The sequence below is a fragment of the Caproicibacterium amylolyticum genome, assembly GCF_014467055.1.
GTDB lineage: Bacteria > Bacillota > Clostridia > Oscillospirales > Acutalibacteraceae > Caproicibacterium > Caproicibacterium amylolyticum.
In genome coordinates, this window is sequence record NZ_CP060696.1 from 1,539,487 (window position 1) to 1,562,796 (window position 23,310).

19 protein-coding genes and 2 riboswitches are annotated in these 23,310 nt (G+C 44.2%); all 19 genes read right to left on the reverse strand.

The features are described from left to right. Positions 1 to 39: 39 nt before the first annotated feature. The gene (locus tag H6X83_RS07385) at positions 40 to 576 is read right to left on the reverse strand and encodes a signal peptidase I (RefSeq protein WP_212505868.1); all 537 of its coding nucleotides are present in this window, start codon (positions 574 to 576) and stop codon (positions 40 to 42) included. An 18-nt stretch (positions 577 to 594) separates the two neighbouring features. Then, entirely contained in the window at positions 595 to 1,227 is a 633-nt protein-coding gene (locus H6X83_RS07390) for a BsaA family SipW-dependent biofilm matrix protein (protein ID WP_212505869.1), read from the reverse strand. 49 nt (positions 1,228 to 1,276) lie between these two features. Further along, positions 1,277 to 4,684, reverse strand: a complete 3,408-nt coding sequence (locus H6X83_RS07395) for a hypothetical protein (protein ID WP_212505870.1) — start codon at positions 4,682 to 4,684, stop codon at positions 1,277 to 1,279. Between the two features lie 78 nt (positions 4,685 to 4,762). Further along, a riboswitch (cyclic di-GMP riboswitch) is annotated at positions 4,763 to 4,847 on the reverse strand. A 242-nt stretch (positions 4,848 to 5,089) separates the two neighbouring features. Next, positions 5,090 to 5,743, reverse strand: a complete 654-nt coding sequence (locus H6X83_RS07400; RefSeq protein ID WP_212505871.1) for a Crp/Fnr family transcriptional regulator — start codon at positions 5,741 to 5,743, stop codon at positions 5,090 to 5,092. A gap of 172 nt (positions 5,744 to 5,915) precedes the next feature. After that, positions 5,916 to 6,797, reverse strand: coding sequence for an energy-coupling factor transporter transmembrane component T (locus H6X83_RS07405; protein ID WP_212505872.1), 882 nt, complete (start codon positions 6,795 to 6,797; stop codon positions 5,916 to 5,918). After that, a complete protein-coding gene (locus tag H6X83_RS07410) occupies positions 6,787 to 7,512 on the reverse strand; it encodes an ECF transporter S component (protein WP_212505873.1) in 726 nt (241 codons plus the stop codon). The genes H6X83_RS07405 and H6X83_RS07410 overlap by 11 nt, the downstream gene beginning before the upstream one ends. Further along, positions 7,491 to 9,170: an ABC transporter ATP-binding protein gene (locus tag H6X83_RS07415; RefSeq protein WP_212505874.1), complete on the reverse strand. Its 1,680-nt coding sequence runs from the start codon at positions 9,168 to 9,170 to the stop codon at positions 7,491 to 7,493. The genes H6X83_RS07410 and H6X83_RS07415 overlap by 22 nt, the downstream gene beginning before the upstream one ends. After that, positions 9,143 to 10,030 (reverse strand): energy-coupling factor transporter transmembrane component T, encoded by an 888-nt coding sequence (locus tag H6X83_RS07420; protein WP_212505875.1) that lies wholly within the window; start codon positions 10,028 to 10,030, stop codon positions 9,143 to 9,145. Before H6X83_RS07420 ends, H6X83_RS07415 begins: the two co-directional genes overlap by 28 nt. Positions 10,031 to 10,080: 50 nt before the next feature. Further along, entirely contained in the window at positions 10,081 to 13,047 is a 2,967-nt protein-coding gene (locus H6X83_RS07425) for a prenyltransferase/squalene oxidase repeat-containing protein (RefSeq protein WP_212505876.1), read from the reverse strand. 105 nt (positions 13,048 to 13,152) lie between these two features. Then, positions 13,153 to 13,968, reverse strand: a complete 816-nt coding sequence (locus H6X83_RS07430; RefSeq protein WP_212505877.1) for a cadherin-like beta sandwich domain-containing protein — start codon at positions 13,966 to 13,968, stop codon at positions 13,153 to 13,155. A gap of 21 nt (positions 13,969 to 13,989) precedes the next feature. Beyond that, positions 13,990 to 15,309 carry a DUF4430 domain-containing protein gene (locus H6X83_RS07435; RefSeq protein WP_246419062.1) on the reverse strand — a complete coding sequence of 440 codons (1,320 nt, stop codon included), beginning with the start codon at positions 15,307 to 15,309 and terminating at the stop codon, positions 13,990 to 13,992. 160 nt (positions 15,310 to 15,469) lie between these two features. Then, positions 15,470 to 15,656, reverse strand: a riboswitch (cobalamin riboswitch). Between the two features lie 86 nt (positions 15,657 to 15,742). Further along, a complete protein-coding gene (locus tag H6X83_RS07440; protein WP_212505878.1) occupies positions 15,743 to 16,849 on the reverse strand; it encodes an SGNH/GDSL hydrolase family protein in 1,107 nt (368 codons plus the stop codon). Positions 16,850 to 16,973: 124 nt separating this feature from the next. Next, positions 16,974 to 17,642 (reverse strand): FMN-binding protein, encoded by a 669-nt coding sequence (locus H6X83_RS07445; RefSeq protein WP_246419064.1) that lies wholly within the window; start codon positions 17,640 to 17,642, stop codon positions 16,974 to 16,976. Beyond that, positions 17,639 to 18,274: a TetR/AcrR family transcriptional regulator gene (locus tag H6X83_RS07450; RefSeq protein ID WP_212505879.1), complete on the reverse strand. Its 636-nt coding sequence runs from the start codon at positions 18,272 to 18,274 to the stop codon at positions 17,639 to 17,641. Before H6X83_RS07450 ends, H6X83_RS07445 begins: the two co-directional genes overlap by 4 nt. Before the next feature lie 102 nt (positions 18,275 to 18,376). Then, positions 18,377 to 19,129, reverse strand: a complete 753-nt coding sequence (locus tag H6X83_RS07455; protein ID WP_212505880.1) for a TIGR03943 family putative permease subunit — start codon at positions 19,127 to 19,129, stop codon at positions 18,377 to 18,379. A 1-nt stretch (position 19,130) separates the two neighbouring features. Then, entirely contained in the window at positions 19,131 to 20,708 is a 1,578-nt protein-coding gene (locus H6X83_RS07460; RefSeq protein ID WP_212505881.1) for a permease, read from the reverse strand. A 6-nt stretch (positions 20,709 to 20,714) separates the two neighbouring features. Beyond that, entirely contained in the window at positions 20,715 to 21,638 is a 924-nt protein-coding gene (locus tag H6X83_RS07465; protein WP_212505882.1) for a CobW family GTP-binding protein, read from the reverse strand. Between the two features lie 59 nt (positions 21,639 to 21,697). Further along, positions 21,698 to 22,525 carry a metal ABC transporter permease gene (locus tag H6X83_RS07470; RefSeq protein WP_212505883.1) on the reverse strand — a complete coding sequence of 276 codons (828 nt, stop codon included), beginning with the start codon at positions 22,523 to 22,525 and terminating at the stop codon, positions 21,698 to 21,700. Continuing rightward, positions 22,526 to 23,194, reverse strand: a complete 669-nt coding sequence (locus tag H6X83_RS07475; RefSeq protein WP_212505884.1) for a metal ABC transporter ATP-binding protein — start codon at positions 23,192 to 23,194, stop codon at positions 22,526 to 22,528. Positions 23,195 to 23,310 lie beyond the last annotated feature (116 nt).

Sequence of the window (23,310 nt, forward strand, 5' to 3'; positions counted from 1 at the left end):
CAATTTTGCAAAAAATTAATATGATTACTGTCTAATCTATCATTCAACTGTACTGGTGCGCTTTTTCCCAAAAATTAACTTCATACCGGAAACAAGCAGCAAAACAGCAACAGTGAATATCAAAACAATTAAAACGTGCTCTCTAACAAAATCCAAAATTCCGCCCACGTACCGCAGCTTTCCGACTGCAACACCAACAATCTGGCCTGCGGAAACGGGTTTGTCGGCAGTTGGGTTCGCATCACCCTGCGTAGTAAACACCGGTTGTTGGTCATTGCCTTTTTTAACCGCAGTTACACGATGCGTTACCACAGTTTTTCCAGTTGGATCACTGGAGGCAGCATAAGTAACAATGTCTCCAATCCTAATGTCCGCAGCAGAAGTCACCTTTACAAAAACCATATCGCCTTTGTAAATCGTCGGTGTCATACTGCCGGAAAGAACATTGTAAAAGCGATATCCCAAAAATGATTTATTCGGATTATTGCTCAGAGAAAACATCAGCACGCTAAAGACCAACGCTGCAATTGCCACGTAAAAAATGATGTTCCAAACTACCTTTAAAACTTTTTTCATATTTTTCTGACAATTCCTTTATGTTCCTTGGTATGCAGTCCAGCTCAAATTTGGGCTGCTGCCCGACGGCCGCATCTGCCAAACCTGCTGGGCTGCTTGAGGCAGCGACTGCACCGCTTCCACAGTAAATTTCAGTTGATATTGCGCATTTTGATAAGCTGCAAGATTCGGTACATTTTTATCTAACGTAACGGCATCCATGACCAAATCTGTTTTAGCACCGGGTTTTAAGGTTGCTTTGTAATAATAGTAATCACCGATTTGTGTCCATTCGTTTTTCCATGCGCTGGTATAGGATTTTGCAGCCACATCGTGTTTATCCTTATTCTGATCTATGTACTGGCTGCTCAAGTAGCCGCCATCAGCACCAGTCCAAATTTCGGCAGGCGCAGGAACCCGAAGATAAACATCCAACTGACCATAATTTGTAAAACAAACTTTTTTGGAAACGGGATCACCCGGATGCCAATTTGTTGGAGGTGTAAATTCTTCCGTAACCGCAACTTTATTTGTAGCAACGCTAAAGGTATTTGGTTCCTTTGCCGTTTTTGAAAACCATGCGAAAGTTGTGCCTGCCACAGCGACCGACAATGCCAATACAGCCCCCACGGCAACACTAATTTTCAACCGTTTTTGTTTTCTTTCGGTCATCTGTTTCAGTTTTGCCACCTCCTTTTACAGAGAATAAATCCAAGTATTTTTAGTTTGGCTTTTGAAAATCACCGGATGTTTGAAAGGTGTTAGTTTTTGAATCACCTGTGTAGAAATAAGAACTTGGCTGATAAGAATTCTTTACGGTAACATTGTAATCCTTTTGCTGTGCTGAAATTACGACCTGATAAGTGTTGGCAGCGGAATCTGCTAAAGTAGCGCCAGCCATTGATAGAAATTTATAATTCTGCGGAACCACTTCGTGAATTGTGTAGGTTCCTGGCTGCAAGTTAGTCAACTTCAAACCTGTCAAATTAGCAGCAGTCAACGGTAAGTCAACCGCGTAGCCGTTGCCACCCCGAACCTGTACGGTGAATTCTTTATTCTGGTCGCCACCGCCCTGCAATTCTTTATGCAGTGTGATAGTTCCGCTGCTTTCTACTTGAATATCAAGGGGCCTTATCTGATTGAAATCTCTTTCAACGACTTCACCGTTCGCATTTTTATACAGTCCAGCATTTATAACTTTTAAGTAATAAGTTGTATTTGCATTTGGTGAAACTGTCAGTGTTTTGCCAGACTGTGTGTACCATGCGGTACCATTGCTGGAAGTCGCCAACACTGTTTTCCGGTTTGTATCAAGCAGTTGCCAGGTAAAGCCTGTTAAAGTATTTGGTGTAGTTGTAAAGCCGGCCGTTGCTCCGTCTCCGTAACGACTTTTATCGCTGTTTGTAAATTTGCTCAAATTGCGCAGATTGACTTGTTCACCAAGTTTGATTTTCTGGGTACCACCAGTCACTACCGCATTACCTTCAATTTGCACCATTGGTAAAGGCGCAGTTGCCGTTTTTTGTGTCTTACTAATTGGATCCGTATAATTCAGCACTGCAGAAAGGTTTGTGGAAACTTTTTTCCCATCGGGATTTGCAAAATAGTCATTTCTTACAGTTGCCTGAAACTTTATATCTTGGGCAGCACCCAGCGTCAGGTTTTTCCATGTAATTGTAGTTGTATTGTCAGCGTTAACGGTAACAGTACTGTTGGGATAACTGCTGGCAATCGCTTTTTGTTGCCCTGCTGTCAGCATGAAATAAGCAGGCAGCGTATCAGTCAACGTTGTACTGTTATCAAAAGAATAAGAAAGAATGCCTTCTTCTATTTTTTTGAAAACATTATTCAATGCATCATCGTCTGTAACTTGCAAATAGTTTTCATCCGACGTGGCAAGTGCCCGCATAACCGCCTCGCCGCGGTCGCTGCTTCCGATAAATGCGCTGTAAACCACGGTATCATTTTGTCCGGAAATACCTTGCCTTGACATATACTGTTTTGCAAGCGACGCGCTGTTAGCTCCGTTGATGTCCGGCCCATTAGGCTCACCATCTGAAATGAAAATTACATATTTTTTCTTTCCATTCGTGTGATCTAATACGGAAGACACCTTATCAATTGCAGCATCCAGGCAAGTATACGGGGACGGGTAAAGATTAGCGATTTGATTTCCCGCTGCTGTCGGCGATGTAAATCCGTTTATGAAAGTACCCTCGAAGCTAGTGTTGTGGGGTCTATAGGAGTTATAATTGTACTCTTTTTCCCCATCTGCATTATGGACCGCGTTATAGTCCTGGGTATTCATCGGATCATCTTTTAAATAGGAAAAATAAGAATTGCCAACAGCTCTTTTCGTCCAACAGAATCCGCCATTTGCCACATCAATCTGTTTATCACTTGGCAGCAGCGTATTGATTTGCGTTAACTTACCCATGAATTTTGCAGCGGCGGACTTTAGAATTGCCAGTCTGGAATCCCCTGCATACTTTTTATAATTACTGCTTCCCTGATCCTCTGGATAGTCACCATCACTGTGCCAGTAATCACCACCGTGTTTTGTTCCGTCAACTGACAATTTCATACTGGTTGAGCGGTCTAGCATCATAATAACTTCTGACTTTGGAATAGACGTATAGCTGCTGATAGAACCGGTGGGCGTCAGTGTTATTTCTGCGGTGCGCCCATCTGACTGCATTTTAGCTGTCTTCTGCAATTTCACTTCTGCTGAAGGCGACGGTACTGTTACGACTGCCACACCAGAGCTTCCAACCTGAAAGGTCGCGCGCTTTAAGCCGCCGCCATTCGTAATGTTGACTTCATCCGCATAAACAGCACCTGTTATCAGGCAGTTCGATAATTGGACATCGGAAGTTGGTGCAAGAATGGTTCCCAACATGCCCGCTTGCGCTGAAGAATATATTTGAACATCCTTTGTAACCGTACCAAAGTTCCACAAGACTCTGCGTGCAACGGGATCGTATTGTGATCCTGGATTTACCCCGCCGATTCTGATTTCAGGCATATCTATATAGTCACAATTTTTATCAACGTTGAAATTGATTACCAGATACTGATCGTCAAAAAGGGAAATACCTTTATTTGCAAGGTCATTATAATCTCCATAGCCCAATGCGTTGCACAGAGCTGCTTTTATCTGCGAACTATATACAATATTTTCTCCAGACCAAAAATCATATTGGGACTGTAGGTTTAAATTAATGACCTTTACCTGCGCGTCCGCCGCCGAATCCGTGCATTGGCTTAACTGACTGGAAAGTTTACTTAAACTGTCATAAGTTTCTTTTGCAAACTCGTTTCCCTGTGCACCTAAAGAAACTGGGAATTTTTCTTGATTTGTAGTTGTAACAGACGAAAATTCGTCAACCAAATAGCGATATTGCTTTTTATTTTTAATATATCCCTGACCGGAGCCATTGCCAATCGGTTCTAATGAGCAGCTGTCCCCAAAATAAACTTTGCTGGGGCTTTCGGCAACACCTTTGACTTTAATGGTTGTGTCTGATTGGTAATTGACATCCTTTATGTAATTGATAGATGCATAATCATCAGAACTGGAGTGAGAAGTTGCAGTTAGTTTGGCACCTACTGCCGTGTTTACCTTGCCATTCTGTATCAAATAAGCATAATATGTTTTGTTGGGAGTCAGACCGGTAATGGTTTTCTGCACGGTGCCGTCCTTGTTGGGTTCTATCCAAAAAGGTTCACCCCGTAACTGCGTACCCGCTGCATCCTGATAGATGCCGAATTGGTAAGTACCCTGTGGTGCGCTGATGCTTAGTGTAACTGTACCGGAACCAGCGGAGGCCTTTCCCCAGCTTTTTACATTTCCTATTTCCCCTTGTGAGCCGGTGATATTTGCAACTGCAATGTTTGACTCAAAATTGAGAGCAGAACTGTTTCCCAGTTTATTCGCTAAAATGCCAAAGTATCTTGCACTGCCAAGTCCATCTTGAATATCCTGTGCAGTAACCGAAGCAGCACTTGCCGCGTTGGCATCCACTCCCGCAATCTCAATGGAAACAGCAGAGGAAAGGACGGTAAGGCACAAAACAGCACAAATAGACTTTTTAATTCTGCGTTTCAATGTTACGCCGTCAATCTTCATTGACTTTCCTCCCTTTGTTCCGCTTAAAAACAGGCAAAAAAAATGCCAAAACAACTGCGGATTGAAAATCCGCTTTGCTTTGGCAGCTGGCTGCCGCCTCAGTTAGCTGAGGGGCCCTTTAGCTTTGCGTCACCGATTCTCATCGGCTTTGCTTTTACAAGTGATAACTATTGGTTAATTACTTGATTGGAATTTATTTCTTCTTGGTGACAACAAATATGTTACCATCATTTTGCTAATTTGTATGTAACATAGTTACATTTATTGGACTTTGCTATTCTATTTGTAACTTTTTTGATGTTTTATCTGATATCTTATTTGTAATAAATAGATTTATTAATATTGAACCTCCAATTAGATAAAAGTAATAACTGGAATTTGGAATCTTTATCAGATGGATTTTATCTATATCAGTTTTTTCAACTTTTCTCTATCAGTAATCACAACTGCCCCACGATGCAAAATCAACATCTGCCGTTTCTGCAGATCCTTTAAAATTCGTGTAACAACTTCTCGCGCACTGCCCAGATGACAGGCAATTTCTTCATGTGTTATTTTCAGTTGATTTGTTCCGCAAAAGCTGCTTTCTTCCAACAGCAGCTTGGCGATGCGGCTGTCCAACCGCTTAGAAAGGATATCATTCACAACACCAGTAATCTTTCTGCAACAGTCGCGCTCAGATTCCATCTGTTCCTTTAAATAGGCCGCTGATTCTGTAAGCAGGGCTTCATGCAGCTGCACCGGAATACACAAGATTTCAGAATTACTTTCGGCCTGCAGCATAATTCCAATCTGTCCGTCTTCACTCAGGCAATCTTTCAGCATAAACGAACAGAGGGAATCCGGAACCATACGATAAAAAGTCACTTCCTTGCCATCCTCGGCAAGCATATAAACACGAATGCGCCCTTTTATCACGGCCAGCATTTGATAATTCTTTTCTTTTCCAAATGGATTCCGAGCACCCACCGGTACTTCTATGAGTTCCGCCTCACGGTGAATACTTTCCTTTTGTGCATCCGAAAGTGTATCCCAAAAGGATAAACAGGTCTCATACATATTAAATCTTCCTCTCCATCTTGCACCTAAATATACAGTATTTAGCAATTATCATTATAGCATTGCATTCCAAAATATCAATATGCAAAAATCATGCAAGTAAAAAGGACCTGCACTGTTTATGTTTACAGTGATTTACTGTAAGCAGTAAACAGTGCGGGCCCTTAAAAACTCATACATTGGATTCTTGCAAACGAAAATGTATCTGCGTAACTGCCTGCACAATCGCAGGCAGTAGGCACAGTAAACTGTACAGTACATAAAAGAGAATGGATATCGGTGTAATATCATTCCATACGATTTGTGGGTCATATTGAATTTGCATTTGGTCAAACATGGCTGCCGCCGCTGCTCCTGTAATCAGCGCGCAGAGAAAAATCACAAAAATACGGTCTCGGTTGTCAAAGCGATAAATGGAACAGGCTGTCCGCTTTTTTAGTGTGAAGCCCCTGCTTTTCATTGAATCGGATACTTGAATAAAATTTTCCAGTGTCCACGATATCAAAATTGAAATTTCCCGAAAAGCATGCCGCATCCGAAAGAAAAAGCTGCCCTGACATTTTCCTCTGCCAATGCCGCACTGTGCTGCGTTAATGCTGCTTTCTTCTGCTTTTATACGCGGAACCAGACGCAGACAGATGGACAGAAGCAGTGAAAATTTTGGTGCCACACGCCCAAACAAATAGATGATTTTATCAGACGGTACAGTAGCATGAAAGCAGGAAATCCACATTAGTACAGCCGCTGCTGTCAAACCAACTATGCTGCCATACAGCAGTGATTCTGCTGTAATACGATTTCCTATCCAATTAATAGACAAAGTGGTAACTCCAAAATGAGTGAACGAGGCATAAAATGCCGCAAATAAGCCAATACACGGTATTAAAACGATATTAAACACCAATGCCCGTGTTCCGTTTAACTGAAGCGAAAACAGAAATGCGCAAATCCACGAAATCAGTACGAATACTGGATGATTAGAACTGACAGTAAACGCGAAAATGGCTGTGAAAAACAAAAAGTTGACAGCCGGATGGAACGAATCAAACTTCACGGTCTGCCTCCATGATGCCATACTTCAGTTTTATGCGGTCCAACTTTTCAAACAGAGGCTGTGATACCAACAGCAGTGTTAAAAAAGTTGCAAGTGCATGGACTGCGTTGACCGGGAGACCGGAAAGATAAACTGCCGCCGCGCTTTCTTGCGTAACAGAGGCCGCTGTCATAAAGAGTGTACTGGTGTCCAGAATTGGTCCAATCAACACCAGCACAGCAATACCGCCAAAAATGGACAGCGGGATTCGTTTTTTGCTGAGAATTCCCTTGTTGCAGAGCAGACCAACCAAAAATCCGGCGATGCCGAATGCCAACATCTGCCACGGAGTCCATGGTCCCTGCCCAAAAAGGAAATTTGAAACAAACGCAGAAACCGCACCGGTCAGGAATCCAGCCTCCGCTCCAAATGCGGCACCAGCAATCATAATAATTGCCGTCATTGGCTTAAAATGCGGCAGCCAGATAAATACTGCCCGTGAAGCAACCGCCAGCGCACACATAACCGCCAGCGTAACCACTTCCCGTGCCTGCGGCTTTCTGCTTTCAAACGCCAGAAAGAATGGAACCATTGACAGTAGAATAACCATCAGACTAACTGCGTAATACTGCTGGTTTCCGAACACTCGCCCGCCGAATATCAAAAGCAAAATAACAGCGGCAATGCAAACGGCAGAAGCAATGCTGCTTTTTTTTATTTGAAATTTCTCCGCCATAACTCTATCACATCCTCATTGGTTACTGCATTTTCAAACAGATGACGGCTCATCCGGTTGGCAGCCGTCGTATAAAAGCTGTTCTGCACAAAAAAGTTTCTCGGCGCACTGGTAGTTAAAACCGCACCGTCAAAGAACATGGAAACGCTGTCCGCATACTGCGCACAGAATTCGACATCGTGTGTAACCATAATAATCGTCGTACCGGTTTCTTTCAGCATCTGAAAAATCCGTGCAAGCTGTATTTTATAAAAATTGTCGATACCCTTTGTCGGTTCGTCAAGCAGCAGTATTTTAGGCCGGCAGAGCAGAACCTTTGCCAAAGCAGCTTTCTGCTGCTCCCCGCCTGAAAGATCATAGGGGTGGGATTCCAATAGATTCGCAATACCGCATTGGGAAACAACCGTTTGAATCAATGTTTCTTTTTCCTGCTGCGGCAAATTTTCCTCTGCAAGCATTTCCCAAAGGTCTTCTTTTACAGTCTTTTTAACAAAAAGGCACTGCGGGTCCTGTGGAAGCATGGCAAGGCAGTTTTGAAAAAGTTCTGTGGTTTTGTATTTTTTCAGTGGCTTTCCGAAAATCTTGATTCTCCCGCGATACGGTTTGCAAATACCACAGGCCGCTTTCAGAGTTGTAGATTTTCCGGTGCCGTTACCGCCGACGATTGCAAACAGGCTGTTCGCTGGCACCTGTAAAGATACTCCTTTGAGTATGTCCGGAGCGTCCTTTTCATAGCGGAACCAAACATCTTTCATTTCCAGCACACCTGCAGCAGTTTCTTGTTCTGCGTTAGGCTTATCGATTCTGGTTATCTTCGGGGTTTCTCCATGGAAACTTTCAGAAAGCCAATTCCGACCTTCCCGAACCGTCAGCGGACACGGCAAAGTGCTTTTTTGAACACCATAATAAATCTGCATAGGCGCTGGCAGTGAAACAAACAGGTCGCTGTGCTCTCTTGCCAGCTTTTGCCCGATACTGCGTGGATTCCCATCTGCCAACACTTTGCCCTGCTCCATCACCACCACACGGTCAGCATTGGGAAAAATGTTCTCCAGCCTATGTTCCGAAAGAATCACCGTTGTGCCAAGCTCACGATTGATTTTGCAGACTGTATTCAAAAAATCAGCAGCTGCAATTGGGTCAAGCTGACTGGTTGGCTCGTCCAGAATCAGCACCTGCGGCTGCATTGCCATAATAGACGCTAAATTCAGCAGCTGCTTCTGTCCGCCGGAAAGTTCCCGCACATCCCTGTGAAACCAGGACTGTATGCCAAAGTAGCTTGCCATTTCCGCCACACGCAGACGCATGACACTTTGGTCAGTGCCGAGGCTTTCCAACCCAAAAGCCAATTCATGCCAAACTTTATCTGTTACAATCTGATTTTCCGGATTCTGCATGACAAAGCCAATTTTGCTGCTTTGATTGCGCAGAGTGACCGCTTCCAGTTCCTGTCCACAAAAAAGGACGTGACCGCTTTTCTTTCCATGTGGTGCTAAAACAGATTTCAAGTGACGCAGCAGAGTCGTTTTTCCGCTGCCACTTTTTCCGCAAAGCACAAGATACTCTCCCTGCGAAATTGAAAGGCTCACCTGATGCAGTGCTTCCCTGCCGGATACTGGGTAAGCAAAACTCAAATTTTCGATCTTAAATATTTCCATTGCAGTTCCTCTTTAATATGAATAAATGAAGGAAGAAATAGTAGCAGTGCATAACTTACCGCACCTGCCAGTAAAGGAACATCCGGTACCGCAGCGGCTGCCGGCGGACCGCCCAAAAAAGATGCTGTGCTTTCCTGTCCGCAGAAAATCACAAGCATGATTGTTACAAAAATTATCAGTAAAAAAATTCTGTCTGCTGCACACCAGTTATATTGAGAAAACGCCGTACGCTCTGCACAGCCGTATCCCCGGCTTTTCATCGAATCTGCCGAAAGAATCGAATTTTCCAATGCTGAAGAAGTAAGTGCAGAAAGCTCTGCCATGCTGTTTTTCAGCTTTTGCACAGTCGTTCCGGCTGTATTAAATTTGCCAATACATTTTCTGGCATTAGAAATTTTCTGTGCCGACCTTTGGTAATTTGGGATCAAGCGCAACACCATTGTAAGCACCAGCGAAACGGCAGGTACCAGGCGGCCAAACAAATAAATAAACTTATCGCTTGTCATAATGCGATTATAGCAGGCAAACCAGAGAATAACCGAAAGGAATACCGCACCGGCAACAAAGCCATAGGTCAGCGCCTCCCATGTGTATGGCCTGCTGTCCCAAAGCCTAAAAAGTACTGTATTGCCGTTCGTATTAAACAGCGGATTCAGCAGTGTAATGAAAACTGCCAATGCTGTTGCTGAGAACAGGAACTTCACACCGCGGATTCCGGTTAGCAGCACATAATAGAGCAAAGCCATACCCGCTGAAATGCATAAAAAACAGGGATGCAGCAGAAACATTGCAGACAGTACTGCAGACGTGAAAAATATAAAATTTACAGCCGGATGATAGGCTGAAAAAGGTTCATTCATCCTGACCCTCCAGTACAGATTGGGCAGTGACGGCCATCACTGCTCAATTTTTATTCATTTACTTTCCGTTTTCTAATTTTTACTACAGCAATTATGATTATAACACCTGCCGCCAGAGATGCAACCGCTATCCACACGATCATATTTGCACAAGCCAAGTTGGGAACTCCTGTAGAAGCAGCAGCCGCCTTAACAGCAAGCTTTGCAGTAGATTCTTCTGCACAAGCGAGCAGGGCAAAGCGATGCGGATTTTTCGTTTTCCACACAGCTGTGCCATTTTTCACTGTACATCTGCTGTACTGCACCCTGCCGGTGTCATCATACTGGCCAATCGCCAATTTTTTGTACTTTTCTGCACCCGCCGGCACAGGAACGGCCACCGTCAAGTTTTCAGTTGACTGTACTTCTTTTCCGGTGAGAATATCCGTTAAAGTAAGCTGATACATGCTCAGCAGTGTGTTGCTTCCAAAATCCTGCTTTGCTTTCTGCATCTGATCACTTGAAATGGTTTGAACAGACAGCTTCACATTCCATGCAGCACCCTCCAGCTGAATACCGGTGGAAGCATCTTTATGGTTCGCTTCACTCAACCGTTTCAGTTCAGCCCGCAGTACAGCATAGTTGGAAACCTTTCTTTGCTGTTCTGCAGAAAGCGAACTGTACTGCCGATAGGCTGCCAAAACTGCGTGCTCATTGGAACTTGCAGTCAAGCTGCTGATTGCAGAAATGACCGGATTTACACTTTGTGCTGCCACAACAGATTTTGACATATTCTTTGCAGTAACCGAACCGCTGTGTGTTCTCCTTTGTGCCTGCTGTACGGTACTAGTGGCATTATACTGTGCTGAAATCTGCGGTAAGCCACCGTTAGCAACAACAATCGTCTGCTTTTGCAGTCGTACAAATTCTTTTTCCGCCGCAAGCAAAATTCCATAATTCATTACGAATGTTTTTTCCTCTGCAGAAAGTGCATTGTAGCCTACCCGTGCGGCTTGAATGATTCCCGCGCTATTCTTAGAAACATGTCCAATCGCGGAAATCAGCTTTGCAACTTTGTCAGCATGCTGATATTGGCTGTAAGTGTTTTCCGCTTTGGTCAGAATTACGTAATTGTTTACCAATGCTTTTTCAAGCTGATCCAGTTTTTCATAAGCGGTACGGGCTGCCGTTATTTGTGCCAAACTGGTTCTAGTGACTGTTCCTATCTTATCAATGAGTTTGACAACACTGTCTACATGTTTTAATTGCGTGAACTTTAATTCTGCCTTTTCCAGCAATTCATAATTTGCTACAGTCTGCCGTTCTTCCTTTGAAAGTGCATTATAGGCATTCACAGCCCGCTGAATCTGTTGCTCCTTTTCCAAAGTAACGGTTCCAATCTCAGCAATCAGTTTTTGCACAGCTTCTACATTTTTCATCAATTCTGCCAGCTTTTTTTCAGCGTCAAGCAGCTTTTGATAATTGCTGACTTGTTCCTTTGCAGAGGCAGAAAGTTTATCATACGCTGTTCTTGCCGCCTTTACAGTTGCTGCCTTATCGACGGTTACGTCACCAATACTATCAATTAGGATAACCACTGCTTTGTAAGGCTGCTGTTCATCTGAAGGGATATCTCCCATGTCGTACAGTGGTTTTTGATTATTTTTATAGTACTGATATGCAACCAGTGCGTAGTACGCCTGCTCTGTTGCCATTTCGTTCACACGATCGCCTGTGGTATGCCGAAAACCACCGCCCTCCACAGCAAATGAGCAAAGATTGTCAATCAAGCTGTTCTCATTTTTCACAAACCGTTTATCTTCTGCAGGATTGATTTGCAAAGCCGTCAGTGCCACAATAACCTGTGCAACTGACTCCGCGTTATCTGTTCCCCAACTTGCAAAACCACCCTTTGTATTTTGCATTTCAGAAAGCAATGCAACCGCTTTATTGACAGCATTTTTTATGCGAACAGTAAGAGAATCTGTTGAAACCAGCCGATTCTCCATACGCAGGCTTATCTTGTTATTGTAGTACGGTGCAAGCGCCTGCAGAGCCATACCGGTCATATCCGGGTCTGCCTGACTACCGAAGAATGCCCATCCACCATCGGGAAGCTGTGCATCCAAAACCGCTTCTACCAAATTTTCACGCGTAGCCTGCATTTTGCCGGCAGTAGCCTTTGGAATCGCATAGCTATGAGAATCGAGCGCAATCAGTGCCCAGACAGGGCCATTTATTCCCTGGTGAATATCTTTATTATAATCCGAAAAGTGTTCCAAAAGATTATAACCTGCAACATTTTTGACATTATAGCCAATAGCAGTCAGTGCCAACGTAACGCGCGCATAGTCTGTACACTGGTCACTGCCGATTGTCCCATTTCCACTCTGCAGAGCATTAATTACATTGGAAACATATTTATTATAGTAAGCGGAATTTACTGCAAAGCCGGAACGTGCCAGGCCAATTACTGCCCACTCTCCGCCGACAGAACCAACTGTTGGATTTGAAACGGTATTGTACAGATAGTTTCCGGTTGCAGCATAAGCTTGTGAAACTTTATCACTGGAGGTTGTTTGCAGAGTTACCTGATAAATATCGGTGCTGTCCGCTGTTCCGTCGTTTGCCTGAAAACGAAGAATGGTGCGTCCCTGCTCTGTCGGTTTGAAACTGTATGCCTTTTCCGCCGGAACATAAGCGGCACCGTTAACACTGACTTTGTAAGTCAGCGCATCCCCATCCACATCTGTAAACACGCGGCTAAGGTCAAGTGAAAAGCCGTTGCCAAGTACAATACTCTGTGCTGACTGCGCACTTACCTGCAGCACAGGAGGATGATTCGTCGGCTGCGGAACAGCCTTGTCATTTATATTTAAAGTTACTGTAAAGCCATCCGCAGAATTTGTCTTTCCATCATTTGCTGTGAAATACAGTGTATAAGTTCCAGTCGATTTTGGCGTAAGTTGATAAATGCCGTCTTTATTAGTTTCCACTGCGGCAGGTTCTTCGCCGTTTACGCTGACATTATAAGTCAATGCATCTTCTTCCGCATCACGAAAGTGAAACACATCCGCAGATTTTAATGAAAACGATTCACCCAATTTGATGGAAGTACTTTGTGTTGCAGGATACTTTTGGTCTCAGTACGGTGCAGTGTTTTTCTTCTCTATTTTAACTGCAATCGTATATTCTTCTGCAGGGATGTCATTTGCGGAATTCATAGATGACCAACTGGGATCTCCACATTTAACTTTGATTTCTGTACCATCCTGGACCGGTATCTGGGCAGAACGTTTATATTCTGTACCATCAACGCTTACACGTACCTGAAAGTTCTTGTTTGCTGCTGTCGGTACAACTTTGACCACGCTAGTACCAGCAGGAAGCGTTAACGTATATGCTTTTGTCTTCGGTGAAAAAGCTGGAGAAAGCGTACCCACTGAAACATTCAATGCTTTGAGTGATTTATCAGTATTTCCCCAAGAACCACCGACATCTTCCCCAAACTTTTTTGTATACATCAAACATATTTCATCACCTGCCTGCAATGTTCCGGCAGCGACTGTAAAATTTCCAAAACCCGCATTTGTAAACCAATCGTTTAAAGTTCCCATCCAGCCGCTCATTCTACCGCCGTCAAATGCAGCTAATCCGTTAATTGAAGAAATATAATTACTTTCAGCTCCCTTCTGCGTAAAGCCGCTGCTTTCGATTGCTTCTTTTGCCGCACTCATCATAGTGGAATCCGCATGAATATCTACTTCTTTATCCACCAACGTACCATCCCACGAGGCTCCATCTGCTTTTGAGTACACTGTATTTTCAACAATCACGCGAACCTTACCAAGTGGAGTTTGTTGCTCTGCAGCAAACGCAGAAACCGGCAACATGCTGAAAATCATCAGCACCGCCATGCAGGATGCAATGAACCTGTTAAATCCAAATCTCTTTTTCATTCTGTTCTCCTCCTCCGATATTTACTGTACACTGCCGCCTACATCTGCCCCCAAACCTTTGCAGGTGTAGCACCAAATGATCTTATCCCCAGCCTTCAGTTTGTAGCTGGAGCAGCCATAATTCGGGAACCATCCGTTAACTTTGTACATCCAGCCAGATTGATTGCCACAGTCAAATTCGTACAGGTTGTTAATGCCTTCTATGTAATAGCTGTTATACATGGGAGTCCACGCATATTCAAGCTGAATATCTGTTAAAGTCGTTACACGTTTCAATACGTCAAAAACTGTTTCACCGTCTTTAAAATTCACACGTACAGTGGAAAGGATTGTACCGTCCGCCGGCACATACGCATTTTTTCCGGCTTTCAAGTCTTTTTTGTTGTTCAAAATCGTATCACAGCGAATTTCTATCGTACATGTCTGTGCAGTGGAAGAGGCCGCGCTTCGGTTGCTGGCAGCTGAAGCCGAACCCTTTTCCTCAACAGCCGGCTGCTGCGATTTGATACTCGGTGTTTTAGTTTCGGGAATAGTGCCGCCTTGCTTCGTTGACTTAGATTCTGCCTCAGATGTTTTTTCCGCGGTTTTCTCGTCCGGAATACCAGTGGACGTTTCCTGCTGCAGCTTACTTTCCAGAGAAGCCGTCTTTTCTTCACTGCGGCTTGCAGTTAAAGCAGTAAGCTGTGCATTCGTAAAACAAGATGGACGCTTTTCGCTGTTTACCTGCCGCAGACAAGTGATGCAAAAATCATTCAGCGCATTGACAGAAAGCTTTGATTTAGCTATTCGTTTCTGTATAATGCTGACCGCCGTTTGGCTTCCGTATGTATCATTTCCTACCTTTACACTGCCACCAAAGATGTAAAGATTCGTACTGCCGCATGGCGCACTGACAAAGAAGGTACTGTTTTGCGAGGAAACCACCGTTCCCGCCGCATTCGCCCGCAGTGGCCGTAATACATCAAAGAAAGCCTCTCCGTTTTGAATTTGCACCGTTAAACCAGAATGTTCGTCAATTTGAATTGACGCCCGGCTGTTTTGGCTGCAGATAACTTTGTTATTACCATCAGTAATTGTCAGCTGCCCACCCGTCAGCGTTTCCAGCACATCTCCGCTGCGCAGTTTGGTTCCCACTTCCAGTGCGTAGGAAACACCATCCCGCTTAATATTAGCCCCGCCGCTTTTTTGCGCTACCGTATAGGCAGCTGACTGTACGCTGCCTGGAGTACCACCAAAATCAAACCAACCCTTGATATTTCCGACAATCATGACACCGGAAAGCACGACCGCCGCAATTGCAGCAGCCATAACTGCATTCAGGACTTTTTTATTTTTATTCATGCTGTGTCCTCTCACCCGCCGAATTAAAAATACCCCAAACATACCAGCGATGTTTGGGGTACACAAAAAAAGCACTGCCAGTGGCAGTGCAAAATTACAATGCAAACAAAACCTGCCCCGAAAGGCAGATTCGCGCAAAAGTAATCCTCCCACACCGTTGGATTAACCGACCATGCAGGCAGATATCCTGGCTCAAAGCTTCAAGTCTACTTTGCAGCCTTCCCAAACGGAAGTTCCATTCAGTGGCAATGCATTTTGTAGCTTTTACAGTAGAGTATGCTGCTGAGGATTTTAACCTCATTCCCTATTAATCCGCAAAAAGCGGAACCTGCAAGGTAAATTTATTCTGTTTGAATTCGTATTATACCATGAGTGCAAACTTTACGCAAATATCCTTCCTTGTTTTTCCTATTCAAAAATCGCTTAAAATCGCTTACAGATATTTTTTGATTTCAGCGGCCAGCTGTTCAGCGGCCAGCGCATGGCATGCAATTCCCGGATGTTCGCGGGAACCCATTGTTCCCGAATCAGCAATCGGCAGGCCGAAAAGTGAAAGATTTTTGTCACCGGAATTTTTCACGTAATTCTGTACCGCTGCCTCCAGGATTTCATCAATCGAAGTTTTCAGCAGTCCGTAAATCCAGAAAATATGGGCATCTGGATTGCAGTGTCTGATCTTTTCCGCAAAATGAACGATCGCGTCGATTAAACGCTGGCGGCTCTTTTCTTCCAGAGTACCGTCCGCAGTTAATTTTTGTTCAAACAATTCGCCGGTTTTTTCGTCAAGGTACATTCCGGGCTTGCCAAATACGAATGCATCATTTGCACCCAGGCAAACGGAAACCACATCCGGCCGCCAGCTTGAAAAATCATACGGCTCAAACGCACCTAGTACTCTATTATGTTCCCCCTGCAAAACGCCACAGACCTGCTCATAATACTTGGGAATATTGCAGTTAGGATCACCATCCCAGCTGGAAAGGAATCCCCATCCGCTCTGCGAAACGATGCGGAAATCAGCATTCAGCAGCTTTGCTGTTAAAAATGCATAGTCATATTCCGCACTGAAAACCATTGAATTCCAGTTCATTTCCTTTTGAGCGCCAATCGTTCCTTCTCCGGAAGTCAAGCTGTCACCGATAAATTCAATTTTTCCATGTTTCACTTTCACCGGCAAAAATTCGCCGTTTATGCGCACCGCATGAATCTGTAAAAAACTCGCAGGATCCGCTCGCATAGGCTGAACTTCCCGCAATATTTTCACATCACGCTCTGTGCCACTGTCCATATTACGCAAAATTGGCAGCCAGTACCGGCCTTTTTGCAGCATCTGCCGACTAACCGGGGCACCATCTACCAACACACTAATCCATGGCTCAAACTGATTATAATCCGTTTCCACTTCAAGCCAGAGCTCTGTAGCTTTGACATCAATTTCTATACCGCTGCCCGACCAAAAAAGCGTTAATGGACAGCGCATTTCATTTGTTCGGCCAAATCGATGTAAATTTTCTATTTCATCAATTCGATATTCCTGCATGGTTTCTGCCTCCGTATTGATTGTATCAAGGTAAAGTGTAACGGTTTCCGGACTGCAAATCAAGATGCACACGGCACAGCAGATAAAATAAAGACTGCCGCTAGATTAGCAGCAGTCCCCGTTGTTATTGGTGCAGCAGTGCATTCTGCACAGCTGCTTTAATCACTTTACTTGAATTTGTTGCACCGCTTACTGCGTCAACCTGCAGTGACTGCTTTTCTGTAATTGACGAAATGATTTTTTCAGCTGGCTTTCCATGCTCATTGCGGTGCTCCAGCAGGTCAATTTGGTCTATTTTTTCGCTTTTCACAGTAACCTGAACCTTTGCATAGATATAGCCCGCATCATACTCTCCTATGTATGCTCCATCAGCCAATCCCACAGGGTTCAATTCCTGAAAAGTTGAAAGGGACTGAATCGATTTTTGATAAGCAGTAAAGCTGGTAATACCAAATGCAACATGGCCAATCAGGCACAGAAGCACAACTGCCGAGGCAATGCGGTGAATTTTCAGCCAGTTTTTCCCTAGTCTTTTGGTGAAAATATGGCTTAGTAAAATTGCTGCTGCACCACCAAGCATGACAAATCCAAGTACAAGCATCCAGAGTGGACGCTGAAACCGCAGCCGCCACGCAAAAACCGCATGAATCACAGCAAGCAGCAAAAAAGCAGTACCGGAAAACTTGTGTACCTGCAGTGCAAAACAATCCAACTTTTTCCACTTAAGCCGTTTGGTAATCCACTTTGCACCGCTCAGAAAAAAAGCAACTGCTGTAAGGATTCCTAAAATCATTTACTGCCTCCTGTTAGCCCCTCATACAGCAGCGTAAAACTGTACTGCAAAAAGTCCTCCCGCAAAATCTGCTTTTTCAGATATTTCTCTTTCTGTGCTGCCATACGAATAATGCCACCGATACTCGCCCAAAGCATAAAGATCGTTGGAATCGGCTGAAGCTCTGAGCGAACCGAGCCATTTGCCATGCAGGCTGTTAATTTTTCTGAAATCATCTGATTGATTTCTTCACCGGTACAATAAATCTCCCGCAAAACTGGGCACCGCTCAAAATCTTCAGGCTTAACAGAGATTTCGCCGAGAATGCTGTCAAAATACAGCGAATATTCGCGCTGGAACACTGTCATTTCATGGCAAATTGCAAAGAAAAAGCTTTTAAAGTCTGTGTTTTTCTGCAAAATATTCTGCAACCGGTTTTTCAGCATCTTCATGCTTTCAAACACGATGGTATCGTAAATTTCTTCTTTGCTTTTAAAGTAAACGTAGACCGTTGACTTGCTGTAATCCGCTTTTGCTGCAATTTCATCCATAGTAGTTTGGGACACACCTTTGCTGCTAAAGAGCTGCTGTGCAGCTTCCAAAATGTTTTGCCGGTTAAACTGCGTCAGCTTTTCACGCTTTTCTCCACGCATCTTAATCTCTCGCTTTCTAAACTCACGATATAATTATCATACTATGAGTTTAGTCATGTGTCAAGGCAATCCCGTCCAAAAAGTGAAATAGCTGATTTTTTGTTAATATGGGTAAACATAGTCATTCACAGGCTGCGCTTTCGTAACTTTAGTCACTTGCAGCTGCGGGTCCGGCGATCCCTGAAAGCTGCCTTTTATGAGAGTTCCCTCCACGGTAACCCATGATTTTTCAGGCAGTGAGGCCGCCTTTGCATACTTGCACAGCAAACCGATTGGTGACAAATCTGCTGTGCAGCAAGTCATAAGAAGTCGTGCCGGTACAAATTCGCCGGAGGAAACAAACTGCGGATCTTTGTAAACATATCCGGTCATAACAACAGTATAACCTGTATATTTGTCCAAGTTCCCTGTGAGTTCTGAAATCCAGCTGTAAAACTCCTCATTCTTTACCGTAATCCGCTTATGTGCAGAGTCCAAACCGGAAAGCTTTGTTTTTTCCTCCAGTGGTGCTGCAGAAGAAGGTGCACTTTTAGCAACTGCCGTCGCAAGGCCGGCAGATGGTGCGGTGGCTGTTTGTGCCGCTGTACTGTGCGGTAAAACAAGCAGCAAAATTGGTATGACTAAAAGCAGACAGTGTGCCATGTGGATGTGATGCTGAAAATGCTTGATTTGTGGAATACTGAAAATACCCATGCAAAATAAAATTGCTGCACCAACAATCAGAAACGGACATATCCGCGGCGAAACATAAGCAAGATACTTCCCACTAATTGCTAAGAACAGCAGCACAACACCCCCGCCAAATTCGCAAATACACTCTGTCAGTACCTGCCCACTGTAATCTCTGCCTCGCATATTATACTCCTCCTTTCAGGCAGCCAAGCAGCAGAGTCATACCAAAACACAGCACTGCCGCCGAAACTGCCAGCCGAATGATAAATCGTTTTGAGCAGGAGGAAGAAAGCATCAACAGATTTTTAACATCTATCATTGGCCCGAAAACTAGAAAAGCCAACACGGCACTGTTTGGAAACAGCGTGGAAAAGCTGCGTGCAATCACTGCATCTGAGGTGGAACAAAGCGAAAGTCCAAATGCCACCAACATTAGCAATAAAATAGAAACAGCCAATCCGTTTCCGCTGCGTCCTGCCGTAAAAGTGCCGCCGAAAGCAGCCTGAAAAACAGATGAAAACAGCGCTCCCACTAATAAATACTTCCCAACGCTGAAAAATTCGCTGCGCGCGTGCTGGAAAAACAAATCAATTTTTTGCAGTGCTTCGTTGCCCTGTCTTGCAGTGGAAAATGGACTCCTGCAAAACTGCATTTGCACTGCACCGCTGCACAATGCAGTATTTTTCAAAGGATGCAGTGCAAAAGACAAACCAACCAAAAGCGCAATAATAATGCCGCAGCAAAGTCTGGAAAGCACCATCTGCCAACTGCCGCCAAACGCATAATAGGTGGATATCAAAACTACCGGGTTTACAATCGGTGCTGCCAGAAGAAACGTAACTGCCGCCGGCAGCGGTACGCCTTTCAGCAGCAGTCCTTTGAAAAAAGGGACCGATGCGCAGTCACAAACTGGGAAGCAAAAACCCGCTGCCAATGCTAAGAGCATTCCCGTACCTGTTGACTTTGAAAACCAACGTTCCACCACGTTCTGCGGTAAAAATACCTGAACGGCAGAAGAAAACAAAACACCGACTAATAAGAACGGGATTGCCTGCAAAACGATTCCGAGGAACGAATTGATGACTGTATCAAACGGAATCTGATATTTTATGCAAACCGGTCGTGCCGCAAAATAGAGGATAATTGCGGCCAAAACAAACGCAAGTGTTAAATTTATCGGCTTACTTTCTTTTTCAAACCATTCTTCATAAAATGCGTCATAGGACTTTATCCGGCTGACTGGAATCCATGGATTAACGTTGCACAGCTGTCGTCGCACTCGCCGATACTGCGCTGAATTTTTCTCCCGATTCATTACGGCAAGGTCAGACTCAGCCAACTGTTTCAACAGCGCCTGCCCAGTGCGTCCCAGTGTTGTTTCAATGCTGTCGGCATCTGCAAGAAATATGATTTTCTGCAAAGAAAGTTTTTTTTGAATTTGTGGCTGAAAAAGCAAAGCTTTCAGTTGAGATAGTTCCGCTGTGCCGTTCCATTCCACCCAAATTTCATCCACCGGGTGTGTCTCTATAGCTTGCGCAACCTGCCGGATAACTTCTTCCAGCTGTTGCTCCAGCATCCGTTTTGGAAAGCACTTTACCCTGCAGTTTGCGTGGACACAGGAAAACTCCTCTTCCCCGGATTCAAACTGTAAAAACAGCAAATTCACTTTTTTCCAGTCTGGGAGATTTAAAAGATGATTGCAAAAAGTTGTTTTTCCGGAACCCAAAAAGCCTGTAACCACATAAACCGAAATCTCATTCATTGGCTCTCACTCCCCACAGAAAATCTCTCGGAATTTTTCCGCAGGCAGGTTTCTGCCAATAATGCATATTGCACTGCCTTCTGCTTTACAATTTTTAATTTCCAAACTCTTTGGCACATACTGCAACTCAAAAAATTTTCGCTTTCCCCGCACGATTCCTTTGGCTCGCAGCACCTGACTTGACTGAACTTCCAATTCTGCAAAACAGGCCTCCAGTTCTTTTTTTGTGAATTCATGCTTTGTATGCACGGTCACTGTCTGAAAGGCATCCTCTGCCCTACTGCCGCAAGTACAATGTTCGGGTGTACAACCATGATGGTGAGTACAGCAGTCAGTTTCGTTGCTGGCAGAAGTCCCAAGAATTTTTTCTGCGGTCAATTCTGTGAGTGGAGTTGACAGAATCCGAACATGAGGGTTCAGTGTTCGAACCAGATGCTCAGCTGAACAAATTGTTTCCGGTGACTGCGTAAGGTGGGACAAAATAACTGTATCGGCACAATGAATCTGATCCTCAAAAAATTCACCGAAATTTTCCAGATACATATGGCAGCGCTGCACATCTACAACGGTTATTTTCTGTCTGATTACCGCAAGCGAAGCAATTTTCGGACTTCGACAGCTTTTTTCAATATCAGAAAGTTCTCCTACACCGGAAGGTTCAATCAAAACGTTTTCCGGCTTCAGTTCGCAAAGCAACTCCTCCAGTGCTTTTGTAAAGTCCCCGGAAAGGCTGCAGCAAATGCAGCCGGAATTGATTTCCCGCACCTTTACACTGCCGGAGCGCAGTATTGCCGCATCAATGCTGATTTCTCCAAAATCATTTTCAATTAGTGCTGTTTTGCTGCCCGAAAAATGTTCTTTCAGCAGCTTTTGAATCAGCGTAGTTTTACCTGCACCTAAAAATCCAGAAATTAAATATAAATTTGTCATTGTTTACTCTCCATCCTTTGCATTCTTTTTTAATGCGTATGCCCGTTTTCGTTCTCTTATTATTGCAATTCTTTTTCACTGCGTGCTGTACGTATCCACATTTCAATTTTTCGCGTGGCAATTACCAAAAGCAGAACCGCAGCGGAAACAAGTGCAGTAAAGCCGCCCGGTGCAACATTTAAATAATACGAGAGAAACAACCCCATCATAATGTCAATCACGCTGAACAAAATGGAAAACAGCAGTGTCTGCCGGAAACCCCGCCCCAACTGCATCGCCGCAGCAACCGGCAGAGCAATCATAGAACTGAGCACCAGCACACCAACGATGCGGATGGACACAGAAACCGCCGCCGCAGTCAAAATGGAAAAAACATAATTAATCAATTTCACGCGAACACCGGCAATCTTTGCCGCTTCTTCATCGTACGCAATATACAGCAGCGGATGGTACAGAAAAATAAGCATCAGCACTGCTAATATACTCAGTATACAAATCATAATCATATCGGAATCGGTTACCGTCAGAATACTGCCAAACATAAAGGAATCTGCGTTGGCATGCAGCTTGCCGGAACTAATTATCGTTATTGCAGTACCAACGCTGATGGCCAGCACGATTGTCAGTATCAAATCCGTATACTTTTTAAACCAGCCGCGCAGAAACTCAATCAGCGCACCGCAGGCGGAGGTAAATAAAAACGCGCCCAAAACCGGATTTTGCCCGCAGAGCAAGCCTGCTGTAATACCTGCCAGGGAAGCGTGAGACAGGGTGTCCCCAATCATGGAGCAGCGGCGTACGACCAGAAAGATGCCAATGCACGGACACAAAATCGCAATGAACACAGAAGCAATGAACGCGTTCTGCATAAAACTGTACTGCAACATTTAAATACCCCTTTCGGCTGTTACCAGCATTTCTTCTGCATAATTTTCGGGAGTGCACATATGGCCGCGGCCCTCTGTCATGTGGAAAATTCCGGTTGAGTTTTCAACTGCAGCATTCAGATTGTGCTCTACCGATACAATGGTAATGTGATTTTCAGTATTCAATTTCTTCAGCAAACCATAAATTTCTCGCTGACTCTGAACGTCAACACCTGTAGATGGTTCATCCAGAATCAGCAGCTGCGGATTCCCCATTAGAGCACGGGCAATCCGTACCTTTTGGCTCTGCCCTCCAGAAAGGGTTGACATGCCCGCTTTCTTTTTTGCAAGCATACCGACTTTCTCCAGACAATCCACAGTTTCTTGCCTGTTGGAGATTTTCAGCAGCTTTCGGTAGGAGTCCATCATTTCAAAAACGGTGATTGGAAAATCATCATTTCCAAAATTCACTTTCTGTGGTACATAACCAATCCGATTTGCATCACAGCATACAGTTCCTGCAGTCGGCTTTAAAAAGCACAGAATCAAGCGCATCAATGTACTTTTGCCGCATCCGTTCTCTCCAACAATAGAAATATAGCTGCCAGCCGGTACTTCCAGTTCCAGGTGATTGAGTATAAATGGTGGCGAACCGGTATATGAAAAAGTTAAATTTTTTGCTTGAATCATGATAAGTCTCTCCTTTTACAAATGCAAATAGTTCCCATTTGCTATTGACAAATCTTATTGCTTGAATTATTATTATAAGTGCAAACAATATGCATTTGCAAGTATTATTTTAGGAG

Coding starts and splice junctions, on each gene's coding strand:
- H6X83_RS07385 (WP_212505868.1), bottom strand. CDS start 576: ATGAAAAAAGTTTTAAAGGTAGTTTGGAACATCATTTTTTACGTGGCA.
- H6X83_RS07390 (WP_212505869.1), bottom strand. CDS start 1,227: ATGACCGAAAGAAAACAAAAACGGTTGAAAATTAGTGTTGCCGTGGGG.
- H6X83_RS07395 (WP_212505870.1), bottom strand. CDS start 4,684: ATGAAGATTGACGGCGTAACATTGAAACGCAGAATTAAAAAGTCTATT.
- H6X83_RS07400 (WP_212505871.1), bottom strand. CDS start 5,743: ATGTATGAGACCTGTTTATCCTTTTGGGATACACTTTCGGATGCACAA.
- H6X83_RS07410 (WP_212505873.1), bottom strand. CDS start 7,512: ATGGCGGAGAAATTTCAAATAAAAAAAAGCAGCATTGCTTCTGCCGTT.
- H6X83_RS07415 (WP_212505874.1), bottom strand. CDS start 9,170: ATGGAAATATTTAAGATCGAAAATTTGAGTTTTGCTTACCCAGTATCC.
- H6X83_RS07420 (WP_212505875.1), bottom strand. CDS start 10,030: ATGAATGAACCTTTTTCAGCCTATCATCCGGCTGTAAATTTTATATTT.
- H6X83_RS07430 (WP_212505877.1), bottom strand. CDS start 13,968: ATGAAAAAGAGATTTGGATTTAACAGGTTCATTGCATCCTGCATGGCG.
- H6X83_RS07435 (WP_246419062.1), bottom strand. CDS start 15,309: ATGAATAAAAATAAAAAAGTCCTGAATGCAGTTATGGCTGCTGCAATT.
- H6X83_RS07440 (WP_212505878.1), bottom strand. CDS start 16,849: ATGCAGGAATATCGAATTGATGAAATAGAAAATTTACATCGATTTGGC.
- H6X83_RS07445 (WP_246419064.1), bottom strand. CDS start 17,642: ATGATTTTAGGAATCCTTACAGCAGTTGCTTTTTTTCTGAGCGGTGCA.
- H6X83_RS07450 (WP_212505879.1), bottom strand. CDS start 18,274: ATGCGTGGAGAAAAGCGTGAAAAGCTGACGCAGTTTAACCGGCAAAAC.
- H6X83_RS07455 (WP_212505880.1), bottom strand. CDS start 19,129: ATGCGAGGCAGAGATTACAGTGGGCAGGTACTGACAGAGTGTATTTGC.
- H6X83_RS07460 (WP_212505881.1), bottom strand. CDS start 20,708: ATGAATGAGATTTCGGTTTATGTGGTTACAGGCTTTTTGGGTTCCGGA.
- H6X83_RS07465 (WP_212505882.1), bottom strand. CDS start 21,638: ATGACAAATTTATATTTAATTTCTGGATTTTTAGGTGCAGGTAAAACT.
- H6X83_RS07470 (WP_212505883.1), bottom strand. CDS start 22,525: ATGTTGCAGTACAGTTTTATGCAGAACGCGTTCATTGCTTCTGTGTTC.
- H6X83_RS07475 (WP_212505884.1), bottom strand. CDS start 23,194: ATGATTCAAGCAAAAAATTTAACTTTTTCATATACCGGTTCGCCACCA.